We start from the raw sequence: 21,349 nt of genomic DNA on the forward strand, positions 1-21,349 counted from the left end.
AGTCACCCATCTGCGGCGTTGCAGAATAATCTGCAATCCTCACAACCATGAGGTTGCTCCGGTTGCAAATTTTTCTGCGCCTTGCATCTGGGCAACTTTTCGTCCAAACACGGGGTTTGGGTCAGACACTTGGTAACGGCACACACTGAATAAAAAAACGAAGGGGAAGCGTATGATAACCCTTGATGAATTATTGGAACGGGATCGGCAGCGGGAAGAGGACGGATTTAAGCGTAAAATCCGTATCGGCCGCATTGTCAAACCAGGTACCGGGGGAAAGGATAAAATCATTGTGGTCCCCACCACCGTGGAGGAGAAGTTTGTCCACGATGAACCTTCCTTTGACCCGGAAACCGGAGAGGGAGAATCTTCCAGCGGTACCGGAGAGGGAGAAGAGGGCGATATCATCGGCGAACAGCCGGTTCGCCCGGACCAGGGAGAGGGCGAGGGGGAAGGAGAGGGTGCCGGCGAAGGAGAAGGCGAAGGCCAGGGTGGCGAACATGAGTTTGAATCCAGTGCCTACGAACTGGGCAAGGTACTGTCCCAGGACTTCCAGCTTCCCAACCTCCAGGACAAAGGTAAAAGGCGTGCCTTATCCCGCTATGTCTATGACCTGACAGATAAAAACCGGGGCATGGGCCAGATTCTGGATAAAAAAGCCACGTTAAAGCAGATTGTCCAGACCAATATTGCCCTTGGCACAATTCCGGATGTCAACGACATAGACCCGGGCCGGTTTATTGTCTCCCCCCGGGATCTTGTTTACAGGATTCTGTCCAGGGAAAAAGAGTATGAATCCCAGGCCCTGGTCTTTTTCCTGAGAGATTATTCAGGATCCATGGGCGGCAAGGTGACCGAAGCGGTGGTTTCCCAGCATGTGATGCTCTATTCATGGCTGCTGTATCAATATGACAGACAGGTGGAAACCCGTTTTATTCTCCATGACACCCAGGCAAGGGAGGTGCAGGATTTTTATAAATACCACTCTTATAAGGTGGCCGGAGGCACCAAGGTGTATACTGCTTTTGAGCTGGTGAATAAAATCGTGGAGCAGGAGAGCCTGGCCAGAGATTACAATATCTATGTTTTTCATGGGACCGATGGCGATGACTGGGACAGGGACGGCGTGAACACCCTGGAACAAATAGAAAAAATGGTGCGCTATGCTGCCCGGATAGGTATCTCCATTGTAGAGCATTCCTATGTGGGAACAGGGCAGACCGAAGTTGAAAAATATTTAAGAAAATCCGGCATACTTGAAAAACACAAGAACCATGTCAAACTGGATGTCATGAATGAAAATGTGGATGATTCCAGAATTATTCAGGGGATCAAAAATCTGATTTCCTGATCAATAACGCGCCGGATAAAAAAAAGAAAGGCAGGGCCCAATGGAACTTGTCAGTCAGCATGTTAAAAAAATCATGGAAGAGTGCAAGGTCAGAGCCAGGGATGAAGGCCTCAAGTTTGATGATGAAACCCTTGAATATATCGTCACCAACCGGGACATGATCGAACTGTCCCCCAAGATCATGATTCCCACCCTGTATGACTACTGGGTTCATGATGTCAGGGTCTTGTCAGGCAAGGGCATGTACGAAGCCTATCCTTCCAATCCGTATGAAACCGTTATCAATACCCGGCCGGCCATTTCCTATTATAACGATAATAACCCGGACTGGCTCAATGTCATGATTTTCTATCATGTGCTTGGGCATATTGATTTTTTTCAGAACAATCTTTTTTTTACAAATACCTGGGACGTTGATCTCACAGGCCAGGCCCTGGCGGATAAAAGGTTGATTGCCCAGCTCAGAAGCGAGAAGGGCCGGCGCTGGGTGGATTATATCATTGAATTTTCCAGGGGCATGGACAATCTGGTGGGCTATCACAAAGCCCTTGATACGACCTTGAGATCCCGGAACCAGCCCATTCCGAAGTTATCCAGGCAGGATTACTATTTTGATGTTTTTCTGCAGAAAATCAAGCAGGTGTCCCACAACACCTATTTAAAGGAAATTGCAAGATTCAATCAGTGCAGGGAAAATCTTCCTAAATTTTTTGAACTGGTTCTCTCCCAGTACCCGGAGTTTGAGCAGATGTATAAAAAAGCACGAAAAGACCGGGAAAAGCCTGTTTGGGACATCATGGACTACATTATCAGGCATTCCCCGTTTTTACGTGCCCAGGAAAACCAATGGATGAAATCTGTGATCCAGATCGTGCGCGACACCTCATTGTACTTCCAGCCCCAGATCCGCACAAAGATTATGAATGAAGGCTGGGCCAGCTACTGGCACGAATATCTGTTCATGAAGGATGAACGTATCCGTGGCCATGAAACGGATTTTGCAAAGGTCAATGCCATGGTAACCGCACTGCCCAAGGTGGGGCTCAACCCCTATGCCCTGGGTCTGCGCCTTTTTGAACATATTGAAGATATGCAGAACAGAGGGTGCTATTCCTTTGAGTATTTCTGCCTGAAAGATGAGATAAACAGGCAGCACTTTGATAAAGGGAAGAAAAACGGCCATGATTTTATCTTTAAAGTCAGGGAGAACATGAATGATTTTACCTTTATCAACAGGTTTGTGGACCAGGATTTTTTAGACCATTACAAGCTGTTTGTCACAGGCAAGCGGTTCAATCGGGAACGTATGAGCTGGCAGTACTATATTAAATCTAAGAAAGCCGACGATTATAAAGATATGGTCATCAACACCCTGTATCATCCGCCGGTGATACATGTGGATGAAGAAAAATCCAAAGACGGTTTGCTCTATCTTGTCCATGAATTTGAAAACAAGCCCCTTAAAACGGATTACATTGAAAATACCATGGTTGGCATTGAATTTTTATGGGGGGGCCCCGTTTACCTTGAAACCAGCGAACCTGACGGAACAGAACAGGCAAAACCCCCTTACATTAGTTTCCGGGATCCATCCACACCGGGTGCCGGTACAGCGGGGGATGCGGCCAAATCTGTAAAAATCAAGTGGAAAAGGGTATGTTACATCATGGATAAACGGAAACTGAACAAACGGGAGGCGGCATGACCATGGATACCAATACCAGTTCTGTGGATTCCAGTGCAGTTGATTCTGTCAGCCAGGCCCTGGACTTTTTAAACCGGAATATCCAGGATTACCAGCGGCATAAACCCGTTTCTTTTCAGACATTTTTGCAGCTTCTCAATGCCAACCCTGCCCAGGTTTTAAGAAATATTTTTCAGTCATTTCATGACATGATTAAAAGTCATGTGTTTGAATTAGAAGAAAATTCCGAACGTTCGGCTGTAACCCAATATGATACCAGCAAGCTTTTTACGGAAGATGCAGATGCACCGTATTTTCCGGATATGCTGTTTGCCAACCGGTTTATGAAACAGATGGACTATCTGCGTCATGGCGCCCAGCAGAATCGGATTTATGTATTTTACGGTCCCCATGGGTGCGGTAAATCCACTTTTTTAAACAACCTTCTGGAAAAATTTGAGCAGTACGCAAATACCGAAGAAGGATTGCGTTACGAGGTGGTATGGCGCCTGGATGTAAAAATGCTTAAATGTCGTGAAACAACATCGTTAATGATGTCCTCTTTTGAAAAATTGATCCAGTATATTGACGGGGATTCAGCAGAAAGCAAGCCGGCTGTGGAAGAAAACCCAGTGATGTTTGACGGACCGGATCCGGAATTTATTGAAATTCCCTGCCTGTGCCATGACAATCCATTCTTAGTGATACCCAAGGACCAGAGGCGGGCCGTTCTGGACGAACTGATCAAAAACGATGAATTCAAATGGAAGCTGTTTACGGAAAAGCAGTATGAATGGGTATTCAAAGACGAGGTCTGCACCGTGTGCGCGTCCATTTACCAGAGCCTTTTAGAACGCCTGGGCAGTCCTGCCAAGGTGTTTGACATGTTATATGCCAGGCCCTACTATTTCAACCGCCGCCTGGGTAACGGGATCTCTGTTTTCAACCCCGGTGACAAGCCGTTGCGGCGAAACGTCATCCTCAACCAGATGCTCCAGGGACGAATCAATGCACTGTTTCAGGATTCCAACGTGATTAACTATATTTATTCCTCATATGCAAAAGTTCATAACGGTATTTATGCACTGATGGATATTAAATCCCATAATGTCGAGCGCATGGTGGAACTTCATAATATAATTTCAGAAGGTGTTCACAAGGTGGAGGATATCGAGGAAATGGTTGAGGCTTTGTTTTTTGCCCTCATGAATCCCGAGGATAAACAAAATCTTAAAGACTTTCCCTCTTTTGAAGACCGCATTCAGTATATCGACATTCCATATGTTCTTGATGTGAATACGGAAGTTAAGATTTACCTGAACATCTTTGGCCGCCATGTTGAAAACAGTTTTCTGCCCATGGTGCTGGAGAATTTTGCAAGAATCATTATCTGCACCAGAATCGGCAGAAAATCCACGGCCCTGGAGCAATGGATAAAAGAGCCTAAAAAATACCTGAATTTCTGCGATGAGTGCCTTATCCTGCTGATTATGGAAATTTTCAGGGGAAACATCCCTAAATGGCTGGATGACGAGGATCTAAAAGCGCTTGATAAAAAAACGATGAAAAAAATTCTTGTGGAATCGGAAGAATTTGGAAAACAGGGACTATCCGGCCGGGATTCCATTAAAATTTTTGACCGGTTTTATTCGAAATTTACCAAGGAAGACAGACTCATCAACATGCCCGACTTATGCTCGTTTTTCAATAAACTCGAAGATCCCATACGTCAGATGATTCCCCAGGGGTTTTTGTCTTCAATTTTAAGGATGTATGACTATTCCATTCTCCAGCAGGTCAAAGAGTCTCTCTACTATTACAATGAGGAACAAATCGCAAAGGACATCAAAAATTATATTTCCGCTGTGACCAATGAAATGGATTCTGTTGTGAACTGTATTTTTACCAAAGAAGAGCTCCATGTTACCGAGGCATTCCTTGAAAGCATTGAAATCAGGCTTTTGTCTGAACATGCCGATGCGATACGGCGCCAGGGGATGCGCCTGGATGTATTAAAACAATATACAGGGTTTACCCTTACCCAAGAGATTATGATTGAAGGAAAGAATATTGCCCAGACCCGGTTGTTTCAAACCCTTCATGAACGGTATGTACACAACTTGAAAAAACGGGTTTTAGAGCCGTTTATTGACAATGAAAATTTCAGGCGTGCCATAAAGGATTTTGATACAGAAGAGTTTAAAGCCCATGACAAACGCATCAAACGCGATGTGACATTTCTCATTGACAACCTGGTCAGTAAATTTGGTTATTCACATCAAGGTGCCAATGAGATCTGCATTTATCTCATTGATAATGATCTGGCCAATAAATTCAAGGATGCCTGACTGCCAGGAAGGGGGACAACACCGTTGCTTTAAGATGAACATAAAAAAACAATTGAGGCTGGATCATGAAGAAAGCAAATGTGCTGATTGTTGACGATTCCAAGTCGGCCCTTTTTGCCGTGAAAGCATTGTTGAGTCCTGCAGGGATTAAGACGGTAACTGCGTCCGATGCGGTGCAGGGACAGGAGGCGCTTAGAAAAGAGCCGTTTGATCTGGTGATTACGGATGTGGATATGCCTAACCTTTCCGGATTGGAATTTTGTCAGTGGATCAAATCAAACCCGGAAACGTCGCATATACCTGTGATTGTCTTAAGTTCCCTTGATACCGATGCTGATATTGAAAACGGTTTCAGGGTCGGTGCGGATGCATATGTGCCCAAACGCCTGGCAAATAAGGAACTTATTCCCCGCATTGAAAGCGTGATGAACACATGTACCTTTGTCAAGGATAAAACCATACTTGTGGTTGAAGACAGTACAACCATTCAGATGCTTACAAAACAGGGGCTTGAGGATGCCGGCTTCAAGGTGGCACTGGCCGATGACGGGCAGCATGCCCTTGACATCATTAATGATGTTTCCCCCGATGTTCTGCTTACGGATCTGAATATGCCCCGGATGGACGGCACTGAGCTTTGTCGCAGGCTGTTCAATATTGAAGCGTATAAATTTCTGCCCATTGTGGTTATGAGTTCCCTGGGTGACAAGCCGATGATGAGACGTCTGATCAGGGACGGTGTTACGGCCTTTATTGTCAAGCCGTTTAACGTGGATATGCTTGTTGTTACCATGGAAAAACTGCTTTCCGATCATTTCCAGCGCATGCTTGAAGAAAGGGAGCGGCTTGTTCTTGAACAAAAGCTGACGGTTGGTTCCATCACCAGTCTTATCAACGCATTGGAAGCCAGGGATAAATACACCAGTGGCCACTCCGAATCCGTTACCAGACTTTCCATAGCCATTGGCAGGGAACTGGGCTTCTCAGATACGGAACTGAACCGTCTTCAGATCGCTGCAAGCCTTCATGACCTGGGTAAAATCGGTGTACGTGACAATGTGCTGCTCAAGCCCGGTAAACTGACACCGGATGAATTTGAGCACATTCAAACCCATACCGTCGTTGTTCAGGACATCCTTAAACCATTGCACAACATGGAAGATGTCCTTGTTGCAGCCTCTTCCCATCACGAACGCTGGGACGGTACAGGTTACCCCAACGGGTTGAAGAGCGAAGATATTCCCTTATTCGGAAGAATCATTGCTGTTGCCGACGTGTTTGATGCACTGACCAGTGACAGGCCATATCGTGACGGCATGCCCGCCGAAAAGGCGCTTCAGATTATTTCCCAAGGGGTTGGCTCTCATTTTTGTCCAATGGTTGGGGCTGCTTTTTTTAAATATATGAAGACACTTAAAAACGGCAATCTTACTTAGGAACGGGCCTTAAATAACTTACCCATGTATAGTGATAAAAACTGGCTTTTTTTCTTTAGCACCGGCGCATCCAACGATGCGCCGGCTTTTTATTTTCTGTTTGTAAGCGGACTGATAAACATTGACAAGATCGTGGCAAAAAATATAATCCTTAAACTTTGTGTTTGAGTTCCTGAACAGTGGAAAGACTTATCCGGCAGATTTAGATGAACCTGAGTGAGAGGGGAAAAATATGATATTGACGATCTTGGCTGTAATTGCCGGACTTGTGATCCTTGTCTGGGGGGCAGACCGGTTTGTGGATGGTGCTGCATCTGCGGCAAGGTCTTTTGGCATGCCGTCACTGCTCATTGGCATGGTCATTCTGGGCTTTGGCACTTCTGCACCTGAAATGGTTGTCTCTGCGCTGGCTGCTGTCGATGGGAATGCAGGGATCGGTCTTGGTAATGCGTATGGGTCAAATATAGCCAATATTGCGCTGATACTTGGCATGACAGCCATGATTAGTCCGATCAAGGTCTCTTCGACGGTGTTGCGCAGGGAACTGCCTATTTTAACGCTTGTTACGGTTCTCTCTGTTTTTTTTCTGTCAGATTTATATTTGTCCAGACAGAACGCAGTGATTCTGCTGGTTATTTTTTTCATCCTCATGGCCTGGGCAATCATCCAGGGGATGAATCAGGATTCCGATTCTCTGGCAAAAGAGGTTGAAAAAGAGAGATCTGAAAAATTCATGCCGCTTACCCGTGCGATCTTCTGGCTTGTGGCCGGCCTTGTGCTGCTTGTGGCAGGATCCCGGATTTTTGTCTGGGGGGCCGTGGCAATGGCCCGTCTGCTTGGGGTCAGCGATTTGATCATCGGGTTGACCGTTGCAGCGTTAGGCACCTCTTTGCCAGAGCTTGCCTCTTCTATCCTGGCAGCCAAAAAGGGCGAACATGAACTGGCTTTGGGAAATGTGATTGGTTCTAATCTGTTTAATACCCTGGCGGTTGTCGGCATATCAGGAGCCATTCATCCTGTTGCCGTGGAAGCGGAAACCCTTTATCGGGATATGACGGTTATGGTCGTGCTGACGCTTTCCCTTTTTATCATTGGGTATGGATTCAGAAAAGAGCAGGGCTGTATCAGCCGCTTTGACGGGGCAATGCTTTTCCTGGCCTATCTAAGTTATACGGCGTGGCTGGCGATCAAAGTATTAAAGGCGTAAGTGATTTTTGTTTAATCACATGTCCTGGACAATAACCTGAACGCGATTCTGCTTAAATCTGTCCGCCTTAAGCTTTACCAGCAGTTTCGGGAAAAATTCGGGCAGGCAGGTCGTGTCAGACAGGTTGAAGTGCAATGCTTCCACCTGGTATTCCTCCCTTTGGTCCTTAAGGGTCATTTTCCGATGGCAGCCGCCAATGATGACGGAAGATGCCACCCACATATTTTCCATCAGAAAGACCGGTTCCGGATTGCCGGTGCCAAAGGGGCGAAGCATATCTATCTGGCGGACAAGTTCCGGGGTAATATCCGCAATCTTAATCACGGCATCAATTTTCCGGACAGGTGCAAAATCTTTTTCTGTGCAGACTAAAGCCAGGATATCTGTCAGAGCGGGTTTCAAACGCGCCAGGTTTTCCTTTCTGACTGACAGTCCTGCTGCCATGGCGTGCCCCCCAAAGGTTTCCAGCAGATCCCGGGTTCCGGACAATACCTCGTGTATATTTATCTGGTTAATACTTCGGCAAGATCCTTTTGCAATTTCGTCTTTTGAATTCAGCAGCACCACCGGACAGACATGCTTTCTGGCAAGCCTTGATGCGGCAATGCCAAGCACGGATGTTTCCCATTTGCTGTCCCACAATACAATCAGCCGGTTTTCAAGTATGGATGGATCGCCCGCAATACGCTGTTCAATATCTTCGACAATCTCTTTTTCAATGAGCTGGCGTTTTCTGTTCAGTTCATCCAGAAGGGTCGCGATTGTCTCTGTCTGGGCCGGGGCAGGGCAGGTCAGGTGGGAAACACATATTCTTGCATGTGATATGCGGCCAGCGGCGTTAAGCCTGGGTACAATTTTAAATGAAATGTCGTCGGAATCAAGCTTATCCATGTCAATTCTTGATGTGCGGGCCATGGAAACAAGTGCCGGGCGAAGGCCCATGCGAATGCGTTTTATTCCTGCCATGCAAAGAACCCGGTTGTCCTGCACCAGGGGAACCATGTCCCCGATGGTGCCGATGGCGAACAAGTCCAGGTATTCGGACAATTTGGGTTCCGGGTATTGTTCCCATACCCCATTGTCTCTGAATGCTTTGCGCAGGCCCATAATCAGATAAAATGCCACGCCGACACCGGCCAGGTATTCAAGACAGGCGTTGCAGTCGGCCTGCTTTGGATTGATTACGGCAAAGGCCTTTGGGATGGTGGTGCCAGGTTCATGGTGGTCGGTGATGATGACGTCAATGTCTTCCCTGGCTGCCGCCTGAACCGCTTCATGGGAACTGATGCCGCAGTCCACAGTGATGATCAGGTCAACAGCCATGGACACGGCCATCTCAATGTGGGGCAATTGAAGGCTGTAGCCCTCCTTTGCCCTGTGGGGCACATACCAGGACAGATCCGCTTCTACCAGGGAAAGAAATTGGTAAAGCATCGCTGTCGCCGTGACCCCGTCTGCATCAAAATCGCCAAAAATAAAAATTTTTTCTTTGTTGCGTACCGCCGTATGAATCCGCTCTACCGCCTTGTCCATGTCCTTTAATTCAAAGGGGGTACTCAGTCTGGAATAATCCGGATTCAGAAAAAATTTGGCCTCATCCGCTGTTGTGATCCCTTTTTCCACCAGCAGACCGGCAATAACATGATGGCAGCCAAGGGCCTTTTGAAGTCTTTGAACAACATTCCTGTCAGGTGTTGTATATGTAAGTTTGATCTCCATGGAATGCCAGGTTTATACATTCTTGGGTTACTATGTGTCAATCCGCGGAACGATAAAGACATCAAGCAAGTCCGAACCCAAATCGTGAAAAGACCAAGACCAAAGACACGCAGTTTAAAACAGTTCACAGGACCTTGCACCAAGATGAAAAGGCGGGAAGGCTTACAGAAAGCCCTCATTGAAAGCGTGAGGGGCTGCGCAATGAGGTGACGGCTGAATATATGGGGATATTTCGTTTAAAACAAGACCCGTGAAAAAATATCCGAAAATGGAATTTTCTCCACGGGTCTTGACGGTCTTCTAGTTCACGACAACCAAAAACGGATCAAATGTCAATTCCTCGGCGTTGTCAAATTCCAAGGTCGCATTGTACTGGTAGGAGTTCCCTGCCGAACCACCCGGCGGCTGGAATTTTGATTCCCATACCCCGGCCGAAAGCGGATCCTGAACCGGGGTGATATACTTGTCACTAACCGCTTGTCCTGAGAAGCTTTTGATAGTGACATTCAAACCGGGATCAATAGACGCAACAGACCAAACGATGGTGTCGCCTGTATTCAATTTTGTAACCAACTCATTTTGGCCCTCACTGCCGGACCCCAGGTATTTGTTGGTATCAACCAGGTATATATTTGCACCTAGATTGCTGGAGGCCAGCGCAGCCTCCACGTCAACCATCATCAAAACATCAACTTGTGCCATGGTTTTCTCCCTTCTTGATTATAAATTATCTTTGTGGGTTCAAAACAGCCGGTCTGCTATTTGACAGTCAGAAAAGGATCGAACGTCATTACTTTACCTTCAAAGGACAAGGACATCGTATACTGAAATGATGAGCCTGATGCCGTCCCGCCGGGAGCTTCGAACCGTGATTCAAAGGACTGCGGAGATAACGGGTCCTGAACAGGATTGATATATCCGTCACTGACGGCTGTGCCTGAAAAACTTTGGATCTCAACATTGGTACCCGGATCAATAGGGGCAACCGTCCAGACAATAATATCATCGATATTCAACGTGGTTTTCAGCTCGGCCGTACCTTCTGCCCCCGACCCCGCATATTTGTTTGTGTCTACCATATAGACATTTGCCCCCAGATTATTGCTGGTGAGAGCGCCTTCGACATCCACCGCACATAAAACATTAACTGTGGCCATTTATTTCTCCTTTTTTAAGGTGAGTGTTAAGCGATGACCAGGAACGGGTCATAGGCCATCACTGTGTATTCAAAGGACAACGATACCGTATATTGTAATGTTGTCCCGGAATGTAAGGTGCTCGGCGGCTGAAATTTACTTTTCAATTGTAAAAATGCCTGGGTATAGCATGGGGTTGTGGTGGTCATGATAATTTTTCCCCTCGATTTGGACGGTGGCCCCCTACGGAGCCGCTCCTCTGGAATCATGAATAGACCCTTCGACGCGTCCGGTCTCTTTCATGTCTGTCTTTTTGCTACTGAAATGGCGTATTCGTTATTGTAGAAATTTGTTAATTACCTGAATTGCAGACACCCCTATGACTGAATTTTCTTTTCAAATATGTTTGAATGTGAACATTAATATAAGTGATATCTGGATAATATTAAGAGTTATATGACAGATTAAAATAGAAGATTACTTCAAGATACCTTATGACTTCCTCTCATATATTATATCCAGACAGGAGTCAATACATAAAAATTTTTATTTTGCAGTATCACAGGACAGGGACAGTGCTGACCCATGAAAATTGCTGTTATTCTGGCAAAATTCTTGAGTAACCGGCTTTGTTGATGATATAACGCGGTTCATAAAGGATTAGGTTTAAAATGTTATGCAATCTATTATAAAAGAATATATGGTGGATAAAACAAAAATCGGATTTATCCGTTTTATTTTTGAAGCCTATGAAGGTATCGCCGTGGTCACAACAGTGGAGTCCGGAACCGGCCATATCCGGCTTGCCATGCCCCCGGACCGGCAGGATGAGGTAAATATGGTCACCCAAGCGTTGAAAAAGGACTTTTATTTTGAGCCAAGATAAGCCCAAAGCCTATGTAAACACCATCGGGTGCCAGATGAATGTGTATGATTCCCAGATTCTGGCAGGCCTTTTGCAAAATGCAGGATATGAACAAACCCATGACCCGGATCTGGCAGATCTGGTTTTGTGCAATACCTGCGCCATCCGCCATAAGGCCCAGGAAAAGGCCTATAGCTTTCTGGGCCGTTTTGCAGGCACAAGGATCAAAGGAAAACGTCCGCTGACCATCATGGCCGGCTGTGTGGCACAAAAAGAAAAGGAAAACGCATTTGTACGCCTGCCTCACCTTGACCTGGTTTTAGGCACCCAGGCCTTTGGGCGTTTTGAAACCCATATTAAAGCACTGGCTGCCGGTGAAACCCGCATTGTGGACACCGAACCCAGCGAAAATATTTTCGAAGGCTTTCCCAGGGATACATTGACCAGACAAAATCAGGTGTCACGCTTTATCACCATCATGCAGGGGTGTGAAAATTTTTGCACCTATTGTGTGGTGCCCTATGTCCGGGGAAAGGAGAGAAGCCGGAATCCATCTGCCATTGTGGAAGAAATTGAAGGGCTGGCCGGTTCCGGGGTGCGTGAAATTACCCTGCTGGGCCAGAATGTTAATTCCTATGCCGGTAATGATGGACAGGTCTCCTTTGCTGATTTGCTGCACCTTGTCAGCAGGGTGGACGGGATTGAACGTATCCGGTTTGCCACATCCCACCCCAAGGATTTATCAACGGATCTGATCCAGGCGATCAAGGATATTGACAAGGTGTGCAACCATCTTCATCTGCCGGTTCAGTCCGGTTCAAACGATATATTAAAACGGATGAACCGCAAATATGACCGTGACACCTATTTTACAAGAATTTCAGCCCTGAGGCAGACCTGCCCGGATATTGCCCTGTCCACGGATATTATTGTGGGGTTTCCCGGAGAAACAATATCTGATTTTCAGCAGACCATGAGTCTGCTTGAAACCGTAGAATTTGATGCGGTCTTTGCCTTTGCCTATTCAGCAAGGTCATTTACACCGGCTGCCAAATTTTCAAACCAGATAGATGAACAGACCAAACGGGACAGGCTTAACGCACTTCTTGATTTCCAGGAAAAGATAACAGAAAAGAAAAACAAAGCCTTTGTTGACAAAAAAGTTACGGTGCTGGTGGAAGGTGACAGCCCTAAACCCAGGGACGGATTTGTAAAAAAGAATAAACATACCAGACAGATGTTTGGCAGAAGCGATGCAAACAAAATTGTGCATTTTGCATCGGACCAGGCCGCCGTCGGGGATCTGGTCACAGTTCAAATTATAAACGCATACCCCCATTCCCTTTGGGGAGAGATCTGCGAAAGCGATTAAAACGTTATGAAAATTAAATCAACGGCCATTCGATCCAATGAATCCTGCCCGTGCGGCAGTGGGAAAAAATTTAAAAACTGCTGCAGGAACAGGAAAACTGAGATTTCCTTGAAGGATAAGTATAAAAACAAGTATGACATTATCCTGAAAACGCCTGAACAGATTGAGGGCATCAGAAAATGCGGGGAACTGCTTTTGTCTATTATGGATGGGGTTGAGGCCATGATCCGGCCCGGTTTAAAAACCGACGACATCAACACCTATGTCCATGAACAGACCATAAAAGCCGGGGCAGTACCTGCACCGCTCAATTACAGGGGATATCCCAAAAGTGTCTGTGTTTCCATTAATGAGGTGATCTGCCACGGAATACCCGGGGACCGGGTGCTTGAGGACGGGGATATTGTCAATATTGATATCACACCGATTCTAAACGGTTACTATGCCGACGCCAACAAAACCTTTTTTGTGGGCACGCCCGGACGTGATGCACGGAATATTGTTGCCGTGGCTGCCGAAAGCCTTCGGCTGGGTATAGAACAGGTTAAACCCGGGGCCACGCTGGGAGATATTGGGCATGCCATTCAAAAATATGCCGAAGGCCAGGGATGTTCGGTTGTCAGGGAATTTGTGGGGCATGGTGTGGGACTTGATTTCCATGAACAGCCCCAGGTGCTTCATTTTGGACGGCCCGGTACCGGTGTGACCCTTGTTCCCGGCATGGTGTTCACCATTGAGCCCATGGTCAACCTAGGCAAAAAAGAGCTGCATGTACTTGGGGACCGGTGGACAGCCGTGACCAATGACGGATCCTTATCCGCCCAGTTTGAGCAGACCATCCTTGTGACAGATGACGGATATGAGAGTTTAACCCCATATGCGTTATAGTCAGACGGTATTAAATACGGTTTTTTCAGCCGTGTTTCTTGCCTTTTTCGGTACCACCTCCGCCTTTTTTTTCTGTGTGGCCTGTGTGTTGCGCATATGCACAGCGCCCTTTGATCCGCGAAGGATTGTGTCAAACCTTTTCAGTGCGTTCTGGGCCTCGGTGTATACCTGGGTTATGCCGTCCGGGTCCGTAAAAATTGTGGGCCGGGAAAAGCTTGATATCCGCAAAAATTATGTGTTTGTATCCAATCACCAAAGCCAGCTTGACATCCTTGTCCTCTACCGGCTGCTGTTTCCCTACCGGTGGGTGGCCAAGGCTTCCGTTTTCCGGCTGCCCTTCATTGGGTGGAATATGGCATTGAACAACGGGGACATTAAACTCAAGCGGGGTGACAAGGACAGTATCAAGGCCATGATGGCCCGATGTGAGGCGCTTTTACGGCAAAACATCTCCATTTTTTTCTTTCCCGAAGGCACAAGGTCCAAAAACGGCTGTATAGGGAAGTTCAAACCCGGGGCATTTATCCTGGCTAAAAACGCAGGTGTTGACATTCAGCCCATTGCCATCAGCAATACCAATAAGGCGTTGCCTAAATACTCGCTGACCTTTCAGGAACACACGAAGATGACAGTAAAGGTTCTGGATACCATTCCTTTTTCCCGGTTCAGGGATATGCCCCCTGAAAAGATTGCCGCTATGGCAAGGACATTGATTGCCGGCCAAGTTGCCCGTTGCCGGGAACCGGCCTGATCGTATCATCTAAGTTGGAAATTAAAATAGTTATGGGTTTAATTCAGGTCATAAGATCCATATCAAATTTTTCCTTAGCCTCTCCTGCCACATACAGGGAACCTGCAATGCATATGGCGTCATCCTTGCAACTCGTCGAAATCGCGTAGGATACCGCCTCTTTCACATCTTCGATGACCTGCACTTCCCCGTTGAATATTTTTCTGACTGCTGCGGTCAGCACCGCAGGTTCAGTGCTGCGGTTTATTTTGGCTTTGGTCACAATGACGCGGTGGGCCCTGGGCAAAAGATGGGCCAGCATGGCTTCATAGGGTTTGTCATCCAGAATGCCGATGACAAAGGTCAGTTTTTTGTCTCCCAAGGTCTGGTTGAGGTATTTGCCCAGCAGAACCGATGCCTTGAAATTGTGGGCTCCGTCCAGAATAACCAGGGGATGATCCATGATTTTTTCAAGGCGCCCCGGCCAATTGACCTGGGCAAGTCCTTTATGAACCTGTTCCCGGGTCAGTTCATATCGTGGATCAGTGCCTTTGTTCTGTTCAAAAATCAGCTCGCTGGCAGCCAGGGCCAAAGCAAGGTTTTCCCGCTGGTGTTCTCCGGGTAAGGGTTTGGTAAGGCTTTTGAAATTTTGATAAATTCCCTTGTAATCATATGTTGGCCGGCCAGGGGTTTTTCGGATCGAAAAGTCCTTTTTGAAGCGGTAAAGGGATGATGCCCGGTCTTTGGCTATCTGGGTCAGCTTGTCTATTCCCGATGGCTGGGATACAGCCGTAACTGCAGGCACACCTGGTTTGATGATGCCGCCTTTTTCCCGGGCCAGGTCCCTGATGGTATGTCCAAGATAATCGGTGTGCTCAATGGACAGGTTGGTGATCACACTGACCTTGGGTGTAATAATGTTGGTGGCGTCAAATCTGCCCCCCATGCCGGTTTCAATGACCGCCCATTCCACCCCCTCTTTGGCAAAATAGTAAAAAGCCATGGCGGTGACAATTTCAAAAAAAGTGGCCTGGCGAGATCCCTGGCGCGATTTATGGTCCGCAGCGTTCACTGCCTCGTATGCGCTGACTACATCTGCATCGCTGATCTGTTTCCCGTTCACGCAGATCCGTTCATTGAATCGGACCAGGTGGGGGCTTGTGTATATGCCGGTTTTAAACCCCGCTGCAGTGAGGATTGACGCGATACAGGTCGCTGTGGAGCCCTTACCGTTGGTTCCGGCCACATGGACCATTTTGTAATTGTTATGGGGGGTGTTGAGTTGTGAAAGGATGTTTAAGATGGTATCCAGTTCAAGCTTGATACCGAACCGGCCCAGTTTGTAAATCTTTTCCAGGCACAGTTCATAAGGGGTGTTTGCCATGAAAAATGTCCATAAAAAAACCCGGCATATCAGCCAATTTGATACGCCGGGTGATTTTTAATGCTTTAGCTACGTTTTCTGCGTGATCTTGAGGCGGCAATTCTTTGTCTTCTCATTGCCTCTCTCATCTTACGTCTTCTGTACTGACAAGGTTTTTCAAAATGTTTTTTGACCTTGAGACGTTTGAACAGCCCGTCGTTCTGAATTTTTTTCTTCAGAATACGCAGCGCTTTTTCAACGTCATTATCAATAACGGTGACAGTAATTTCTTTCAAGCAGCATCGCCCCTTTCAAAATGAATTTAAATATAACAATCATGGGCTGACTTGGTTTATTGGCACCCGGACCTAACCCACAACAAAACATGAAAGTCATTCACAAACACATTGCGACTTTCATATAAAAATATTTATAAACGGGTCTTTTAACAAATTGAATAAATTAAGGCAAGGCAAAAATGCTTGATGCACCGGGTAATTGGGGGGAGGAGAAGATTAATATGGGTCAACATGTTTGAAGTTGAAAAACCCGGACGCTGTGTTAGGGCACGTCCGGGCCGGATAAAATTTTACAGCTTGGAGATCAGTTCTGCTGTAACGTCGGGCAGTGCCTGCTCGCCGTTCAGCGTGATGTATTTGAAATCTGCATCAGGCAGATCCCTGAAGTAGTAAGAAGAGGCCAGGGTGCCGGTATCGGTGTCATAATAAATGGAGTGGCGTTTGTCGATGGCAGCCTCGTCCTGGTCATCGGCACGGGTACTCAGCGCCCCGCCGCATACCCGGCATTTGTCCCCGTCAGGCTTGATGGCGTCGATGAAAATGTTGTTGGGATGGTTGTTGTCATTTTCGCACAACCGTCTGCCCATAATTCTGTTTTTGGCAATTTCACGGTCCAGCAGCATTTCGATAACATAGTCAAGTTTGATGCCCTGTTCGTTCAGTGCGGCATGCAGTTTTTCAGACTGAACTTTATTTCTTGGAAAACCGTCCAGCAGCCAGCCGTTTTTGCAGTCATCCTGTTTGATACGGTCGATCATCATGGGGATGGTGATTTCATCGGGCACCAGGTCACCCTTGTCGATATATTCTTTGGCTTTTTTGCCAAGCTCGGTGCCGCCTTTGATATTGTCGCGGAAAATCGCACCGGATTCAACATGGGCCATGTTGTATTTGTCTTTCAGGATTTTTCCCTGGGTGCCTTTGCCGCTGCCGTTGGGGCCGAAAAATAAAATGTTCATCTTCACTCCTTTAAGTTGATTTATATTCATGTCCAGTCGGGACACGTCCGACATAATAAAAAATCGTAATATAGGACTGTCCTTTTTTTGTCAAGGTATTGAAGCCTTCCTTCATGTTCTGTATGTGCTTTGGTTTTCTTTCATTGAGCCGGATAAAACATGTTAAAAAGTCAGTACAGGCTCGGCAAATTAAATTGAGGAAGACCTTGAATGTACTCTGGCAAATTGATATTAAAGACAAGATTCTTAATTCAGACAATCCGGTGCATACATAAATAATTATCCATATAAAATATGAGGGGTGAAAAAAATGACGGAACTGATTGATGTCAGGGCAAGGGAAATTCTTGATTCCAGGGGAAATCCTACGGTTGAAGTGGATGTGACCCTGGCCTGCGGCGCCCAGGGGCGGGCTGCTGTGCCTTCTGGTGCCTCAACCGGTACAAGGGAGGCCCTTGAGCTTCGTGACAACGCTGAAAACCGTTTCATGGGCAAAGGCGTGCTCAATGCCGTGGCCAATGTCAATGAAGTCCTGGCCCCGGAGATCATCGGCTATGATGCCATGGACCAGGCCGGACTGGACCGGACCATGATTGACATTGACGGCACTGAAAACAAATCGCGGCTGGGTGCCAACGCTATTCTAGGGGTCTCCATGGCCGCAGCAAGGGCTGCTGCCGCAGCCAACGGGATTCCATTATACCGCCATATCGGCGGCATCAATGCCCGGGTCATGCCCGTTCCCATGATGAATATCATCAACGGCGGGGCCCATGCTGCCAACAACCTGGATATCCAGGAGTTCATGATTCTCCCCTTTGGGGCAGCCAATGTAACCGAAGCTGTCCGCATGGGCGCGGAAACCTTTCATAACCTGAAAAAGATACTTAAAGGCAAGGGGCTTTCTACGGGTGTCGGTGACGAAGGCGGATTCGCTCCGGACCTTCAGTCCAATGAAGAGGCCATTGAAAACATTATTGCTGCCATTGAAGCTGCCGGCTATCGTCCGGGCAAGGATATCGGCATTGGCCTGGATGCCGCAGCCAGCGAGTTCTACAAAGACGGCAAGTATATATTTGCCTCTGAAAACAGAGAATTATCCCCTGCTGAACTCATTGATTATTATGAGAGCCTGATTGACAAATATCCTTTGGTTTCCATTGAAGACGGTCTGGCAGAAGGGGACTGGGATAACTGGGAAATCATGACCCAGCGTCTGGGCAACCGTATTCAGATTGTAGGTGATGATATATTTGTTACAAATCCGGATATTTTTAAACAAGGCATTGCCAGGGGGGTGGGCAACTCCATTCTGATCAAGCTTAACCAGATCGGCACCGTGACCGAAACCCTTGATACCATCCAGATGGCCAAGGATTCGGGGTACACCACCGTGGTGTCCCACAGGTCCGGTGAAACCGAAGACAGTTTTATTGCGGACCTTGCTGTGGGCGTGAATTCCGGGCAGATAAAAACAGGCTCCATGTCCAGAAGTGACCGTGTGGCCAAATACAATCAACTGATTCGCATAGAAGAGGAACTGGCTGACTGTGCCGTGTTCCCGGAAGATCTGTTTGTTTTAAAATAAACAAGACGTTGTTCATGGTAAAAATAGTTTTATTTATCAGGTGAGGAAAAGGTGAGGTGTTTATCCTTATAAATACCTCACCTTTATTATTATAGATGATTAAAGAAAGCTTAATGATTAAAAAAGCGTGGAAGTGAGGACTGGATGGCTGAGACAACTAAATATATTTTTGTAACAGGCGGGGTGTTATCATCATTGGGTAAGGGACTGGCATCGGCGGCCATCGGCATGCTTCTGGAAAGCCGGGGGCTGACCGTGACCATTCAGAAACTGGATCCTTACATCAATGTCGACCCCGGGACCATGAACCCCTTCCAGCACGGTGAAGTGTTTGTCACCGATGACGGTGCGGAAACCGATCTTGACCTGGGACATTATGAACGGTTCACCAATGCCAAACTTGGCAAGAACAACAATTTCACCACAGGAAAGATCTATCACCAGGTGATCACCAAGGAGCGCCGGGGCGAATACCTTGGCGGCACTGTCCAGGTGATTCCCCATATTACGGATGAGATTAAACGGGCCATCTGTCTGGTTTCCAATGATGCCGATGTGGTGATTGTTGAAATCGGCGGCACCATCGGGGATATTGAATCCCTTCCCTTTCTTGAGGCCATCCGCCAGTTCAAGGCCGATGCCGGCCCCTCCAACGTGATTTACATTCATCTGACCCTGGTGCCCTATATTAAAACCGCCTGTGAGGTAAAAACCAAACCCACCCAGCACAGTGTCAAGGAACTTCGCAGCATCGGTATCCAGCCGGATCTCCTTTTGTGCCGTACGGAGAGCCTTTTGACCCAGGACATCAAAAACAAGATTTCCCTGTTCTGCAATGTCGGCCCTGATGCCGTATTCACTGCCAAGGATGTGGACTGCATCTATGATGTGCCCATTGTCTACAACGAAGAAGGCCTGGGGGATATGATTCTTAAAAAACTGAACATATGGGCCCGGGCCCCGCGCATTGACGGCTGGCGGGAGATGGTGGAGCGCCTGAAAAATCCAAGGTATCATGTCACCATCGCCATTGTGGGCAAATATGTGGACCTGACCGAGAGCTATAAAAGTCTGAACGAGGCACTGACCCACGGCGGTATTTCCAATGACACCAAGGTCAATCTGAAATTTGTGGATTCCAGCACCCTGACAAAAGAGAATGTGGCTGATGTATTGTCCACGGTCGATGGTATCCTGGTCCCGGGCGGGTTCGGGAGCCGGGGGATTGAAGGAAAGATTCTGGCCGCAGGCTATGCCCGTGAACATAAGGTACCCTATTTCGGCATCTGCCTGGGCATGCAGATGGCCGTGATCGAGATTGCACGCAATCTTGCCGGCCTGGAAGATGCCAACAGCGAGGAATTTGATATTGACACGCCCTATCCGGTGATCTACCTGATGAAAGCGTGGGTGGATGAACAGACCGGCAAGGTGGAAAAACGGGATGAATCCTCGGATAAAGGCGGCACCATGCGGTTAGGTGCCTATCCCTGTCTTCTGGTTGAAAACACCTTTGCCATGAATGCCTACAAGACTGACAATATTTCCGAACGGCATCGCCACCGGTTTGAGTTCAATAATGAATACAAGGACAAATTGGTGGACGCCGGACTTGTCATTTCAGGAACCTCCCCGGACCATGACCTGGTAGAAATCGTGGAACTTGAAGATCACCCGTGGTTTCTGGGCTGTCAGTTTCATCCGGAATTCAAGTCCAAACCCATGGCGCCTCATCCTTTGTTCAAATCATTTATCAGGGCAGCCCTGAAAAATAAGAAATGATGGAAGAATTTATCACCATAACCGGCACCGCCAATATCCGTCTTGAGGGCTGTTTAAACCGTCAGGGCACAGGAAAAGCTGTGGTACTGACGCATCCCCATCCCCTTTATGGCGGAAACATGGATGTGCCTGTGATATGCCGGATGGCTGCTTGCTTTCAATCTGCCGGGATTGCTACCTTGCGTTTTAATTTCAGAGGTACCGGGGGCAGTTCCGGAAAATTCGATGATGGCCGGGGCGAGCAGGATGATGTCAGAAGTGCTTTGGATTTTTTATCTGACCAGGGGTATGACCAGCTTTTTCTTGCCGGATACTCCTTTGGTTCATGGGTAAATGCACATGTCGTCAGTGCCGGTGCTGACGTCTGTGATCACATGATGGTCTCGCCGCCGGCAGCGTTTTTAAGTTTTGACCAGGTGGAACAGTTGCCCAATACAGGACTGATTATCACGGGTGAAAAAGATGATTTTTCTCCGGTTTCTCTGGTGCATGCGCTTTTATCGAGATGGGAAATTACCCCCCGGCTAGAGGTCCTTTCCAATACAGATCACTTTTATGCCGATGCCTTGGACAAGTTGGAAGACGTTCTTTCAGATTACCTGCAATCCTGAATTTTGACGCA

General features: G+C 47.3%; 18 protein-coding genes. 12 read left to right on the top strand and 6 right to left on the bottom strand.

Going from position 1 to position 21,349, the window contains the following annotated elements:
* Positions 1 to 145: 145 nt before the first annotated feature.
* From Q366_RS04545 to Q366_RS04565, 5 genes are all read left to right on the top strand, one after another.
* Positions 146 to 1,351, top strand: a complete 1,206-nt coding sequence (locus Q366_RS04545; RefSeq protein WP_281175473.1) for a DUF444 family protein — start codon at positions 146 to 148, stop codon at positions 1,349 to 1,351.
* A 40-nt stretch (positions 1,352 to 1,391) separates the two neighbouring features.
* The gene (locus Q366_RS04550; RefSeq protein WP_035236739.1) at positions 1,392 to 3,056 is read left to right on the top strand and encodes a SpoVR family protein; all 1,665 of its coding nucleotides are present in this window, start codon (positions 1,392 to 1,394) and stop codon (positions 3,054 to 3,056) included.
* The gene (locus Q366_RS04555) at positions 3,053 to 5,383 is read left to right on the top strand and encodes a serine protein kinase PrkA (protein ID WP_051957820.1); all 2,331 of its coding nucleotides are present in this window, start codon (positions 3,053 to 3,055) and stop codon (positions 5,381 to 5,383) included. The genes Q366_RS04550 and Q366_RS04555 overlap by 4 nt, the downstream gene beginning before the upstream one ends.
* Positions 5,384 to 5,448: 65 nt before the next feature.
* Positions 5,449 to 6,819 (top strand): response regulator, encoded by a 1,371-nt coding sequence (locus Q366_RS04560; protein ID WP_035236742.1) that lies wholly within the window; start codon positions 5,449 to 5,451, stop codon positions 6,817 to 6,819.
* Positions 6,820 to 7,051: 232 nt separating this feature from the next.
* Positions 7,052 to 8,026 (top strand): calcium/sodium antiporter, encoded by a 975-nt coding sequence (locus tag Q366_RS04565; protein WP_035236745.1) that lies wholly within the window; start codon positions 7,052 to 7,054, stop codon positions 8,024 to 8,026.
* Positions 8,027 to 8,041: 15 nt separating this feature from the next.
* Here the strand turns inward: Q366_RS04565 and recJ are convergent, their stop codons facing one another.
* From recJ to makC (Q366_RS04580), 3 genes are all read right to left on the bottom strand, one after another.
* A complete protein-coding gene (recJ, locus tag Q366_RS04570; protein ID WP_035236747.1) occupies positions 8,042 to 9,745 on the bottom strand; it encodes a single-stranded-DNA-specific exonuclease RecJ in 1,704 nt (567 codons plus the stop codon).
* 300 nt (positions 9,746 to 10,045) lie between these two features.
* Entirely contained in the window at positions 10,046 to 10,447 is a 402-nt protein-coding gene (gene makC / locus Q366_RS04575) for an alpha-pore-forming tripartite toxin MakABE regulator (RefSeq protein WP_035236749.1), read from the bottom strand.
* A gap of 56 nt (positions 10,448 to 10,503) precedes the next feature.
* Positions 10,504 to 10,902, bottom strand: coding sequence for an alpha-pore-forming tripartite toxin MakABE regulator (gene makC / locus Q366_RS04580; RefSeq protein ID WP_035236751.1), 399 nt, complete (start codon positions 10,900 to 10,902; stop codon positions 10,504 to 10,506).
* Between the two features lie 655 nt (positions 10,903 to 11,557).
* Between makC (Q366_RS04580) and Q366_RS04585 the strand changes: the two genes are divergently transcribed.
* From Q366_RS04585 to Q366_RS04600, 4 genes are read left to right on the top strand one after another with little or no spacing between them, the layout of a single operon-like run.
* A complete protein-coding gene (locus Q366_RS04585; RefSeq protein WP_035236753.1) occupies positions 11,558 to 11,767 on the top strand; it encodes a DUF4911 domain-containing protein in 210 nt (69 codons plus the stop codon).
* Positions 11,754 to 13,118 carry a tRNA (N6-isopentenyl adenosine(37)-C2)-methylthiotransferase MiaB gene (gene miaB, locus Q366_RS04590; protein WP_035236755.1) on the top strand — a complete coding sequence of 455 codons (1,365 nt, stop codon included), beginning with the start codon at positions 11,754 to 11,756 and terminating at the stop codon, positions 13,116 to 13,118. The genes Q366_RS04585 and miaB overlap by 14 nt, the downstream gene beginning before the upstream one ends.
* A 6-nt stretch (positions 13,119 to 13,124) precedes the next feature.
* Positions 13,125 to 14,006 carry a type I methionyl aminopeptidase gene (gene map, locus Q366_RS04595; protein WP_035236757.1) on the top strand — a complete coding sequence of 294 codons (882 nt, stop codon included), beginning with the start codon at positions 13,125 to 13,127 and terminating at the stop codon, positions 14,004 to 14,006.
* The gene (locus Q366_RS04600; protein ID WP_035236760.1) at positions 13,996 to 14,757 is read left to right on the top strand and encodes a lysophospholipid acyltransferase family protein; all 762 of its coding nucleotides are present in this window, start codon (positions 13,996 to 13,998) and stop codon (positions 14,755 to 14,757) included. The genes map and Q366_RS04600 overlap by 11 nt, the downstream gene beginning before the upstream one ends.
* A gap of 43 nt (positions 14,758 to 14,800) precedes the next feature.
* On the opposite strand, the gene Q366_RS04605 is transcribed toward Q366_RS04600, so the two are convergent.
* The 3 genes from Q366_RS04605 to Q366_RS04610 all read right to left on the bottom strand — a co-directional run bounded on the left by Q366_RS04605 (position 14,801) and on the right by Q366_RS04610 (position 17,357).
* Complete coding sequence (locus Q366_RS04605) at positions 14,801 to 16,120, bottom strand: bifunctional folylpolyglutamate synthase/dihydrofolate synthase (RefSeq protein WP_035236765.1); 1,320 nt, start codon at positions 16,118 to 16,120, stop codon at positions 14,801 to 14,803.
* A gap of 65 nt (positions 16,121 to 16,185) precedes the next feature.
* On the bottom strand, positions 16,186 to 16,395 hold the full coding sequence (gene rpsU / locus Q366_RS20735; protein ID WP_211251865.1) for a 30S ribosomal protein S21: 210 nt from the start codon (positions 16,393 to 16,395) through the stop codon (positions 16,186 to 16,188).
* Between the two features lie 293 nt (positions 16,396 to 16,688).
* A complete protein-coding gene (locus tag Q366_RS04610) occupies positions 16,689 to 17,357 on the bottom strand; it encodes an adenylate kinase (protein ID WP_035236767.1) in 669 nt (222 codons plus the stop codon).
* A gap of 310 nt (positions 17,358 to 17,667) precedes the next feature.
* On the opposite strand from Q366_RS04610, the gene eno reads away from it, so the two are divergent.
* From eno to Q366_RS04625, 3 genes are all read left to right on the top strand, one after another.
* Positions 17,668 to 18,945, top strand: a complete 1,278-nt coding sequence (gene eno, locus Q366_RS04615) for a phosphopyruvate hydratase (protein ID WP_035236769.1) — start codon at positions 17,668 to 17,670, stop codon at positions 18,943 to 18,945.
* Positions 18,946 to 19,089: 144 nt separating this feature from the next.
* Entirely contained in the window at positions 19,090 to 20,727 is a 1,638-nt protein-coding gene (locus Q366_RS04620) for a CTP synthase (protein WP_035236771.1), read from the top strand.
* Complete coding sequence (locus Q366_RS04625) at positions 20,724 to 21,338, top strand: alpha/beta hydrolase (protein WP_035236774.1); 615 nt, start codon at positions 20,724 to 20,726, stop codon at positions 21,336 to 21,338. Before Q366_RS04620 ends, Q366_RS04625 begins: the two co-directional genes overlap by 4 nt.
* The last annotated feature ends 11 nt before the right edge of the window (positions 21,339 to 21,349 follow it).

The organism is Desulfobacter vibrioformis DSM 8776 (assembly GCF_000745975.1).
GTDB classification, from domain to species: domain Bacteria; phylum Desulfobacterota; class Desulfobacteria; order Desulfobacterales; family Desulfobacteraceae; genus Desulfobacter; species Desulfobacter vibrioformis.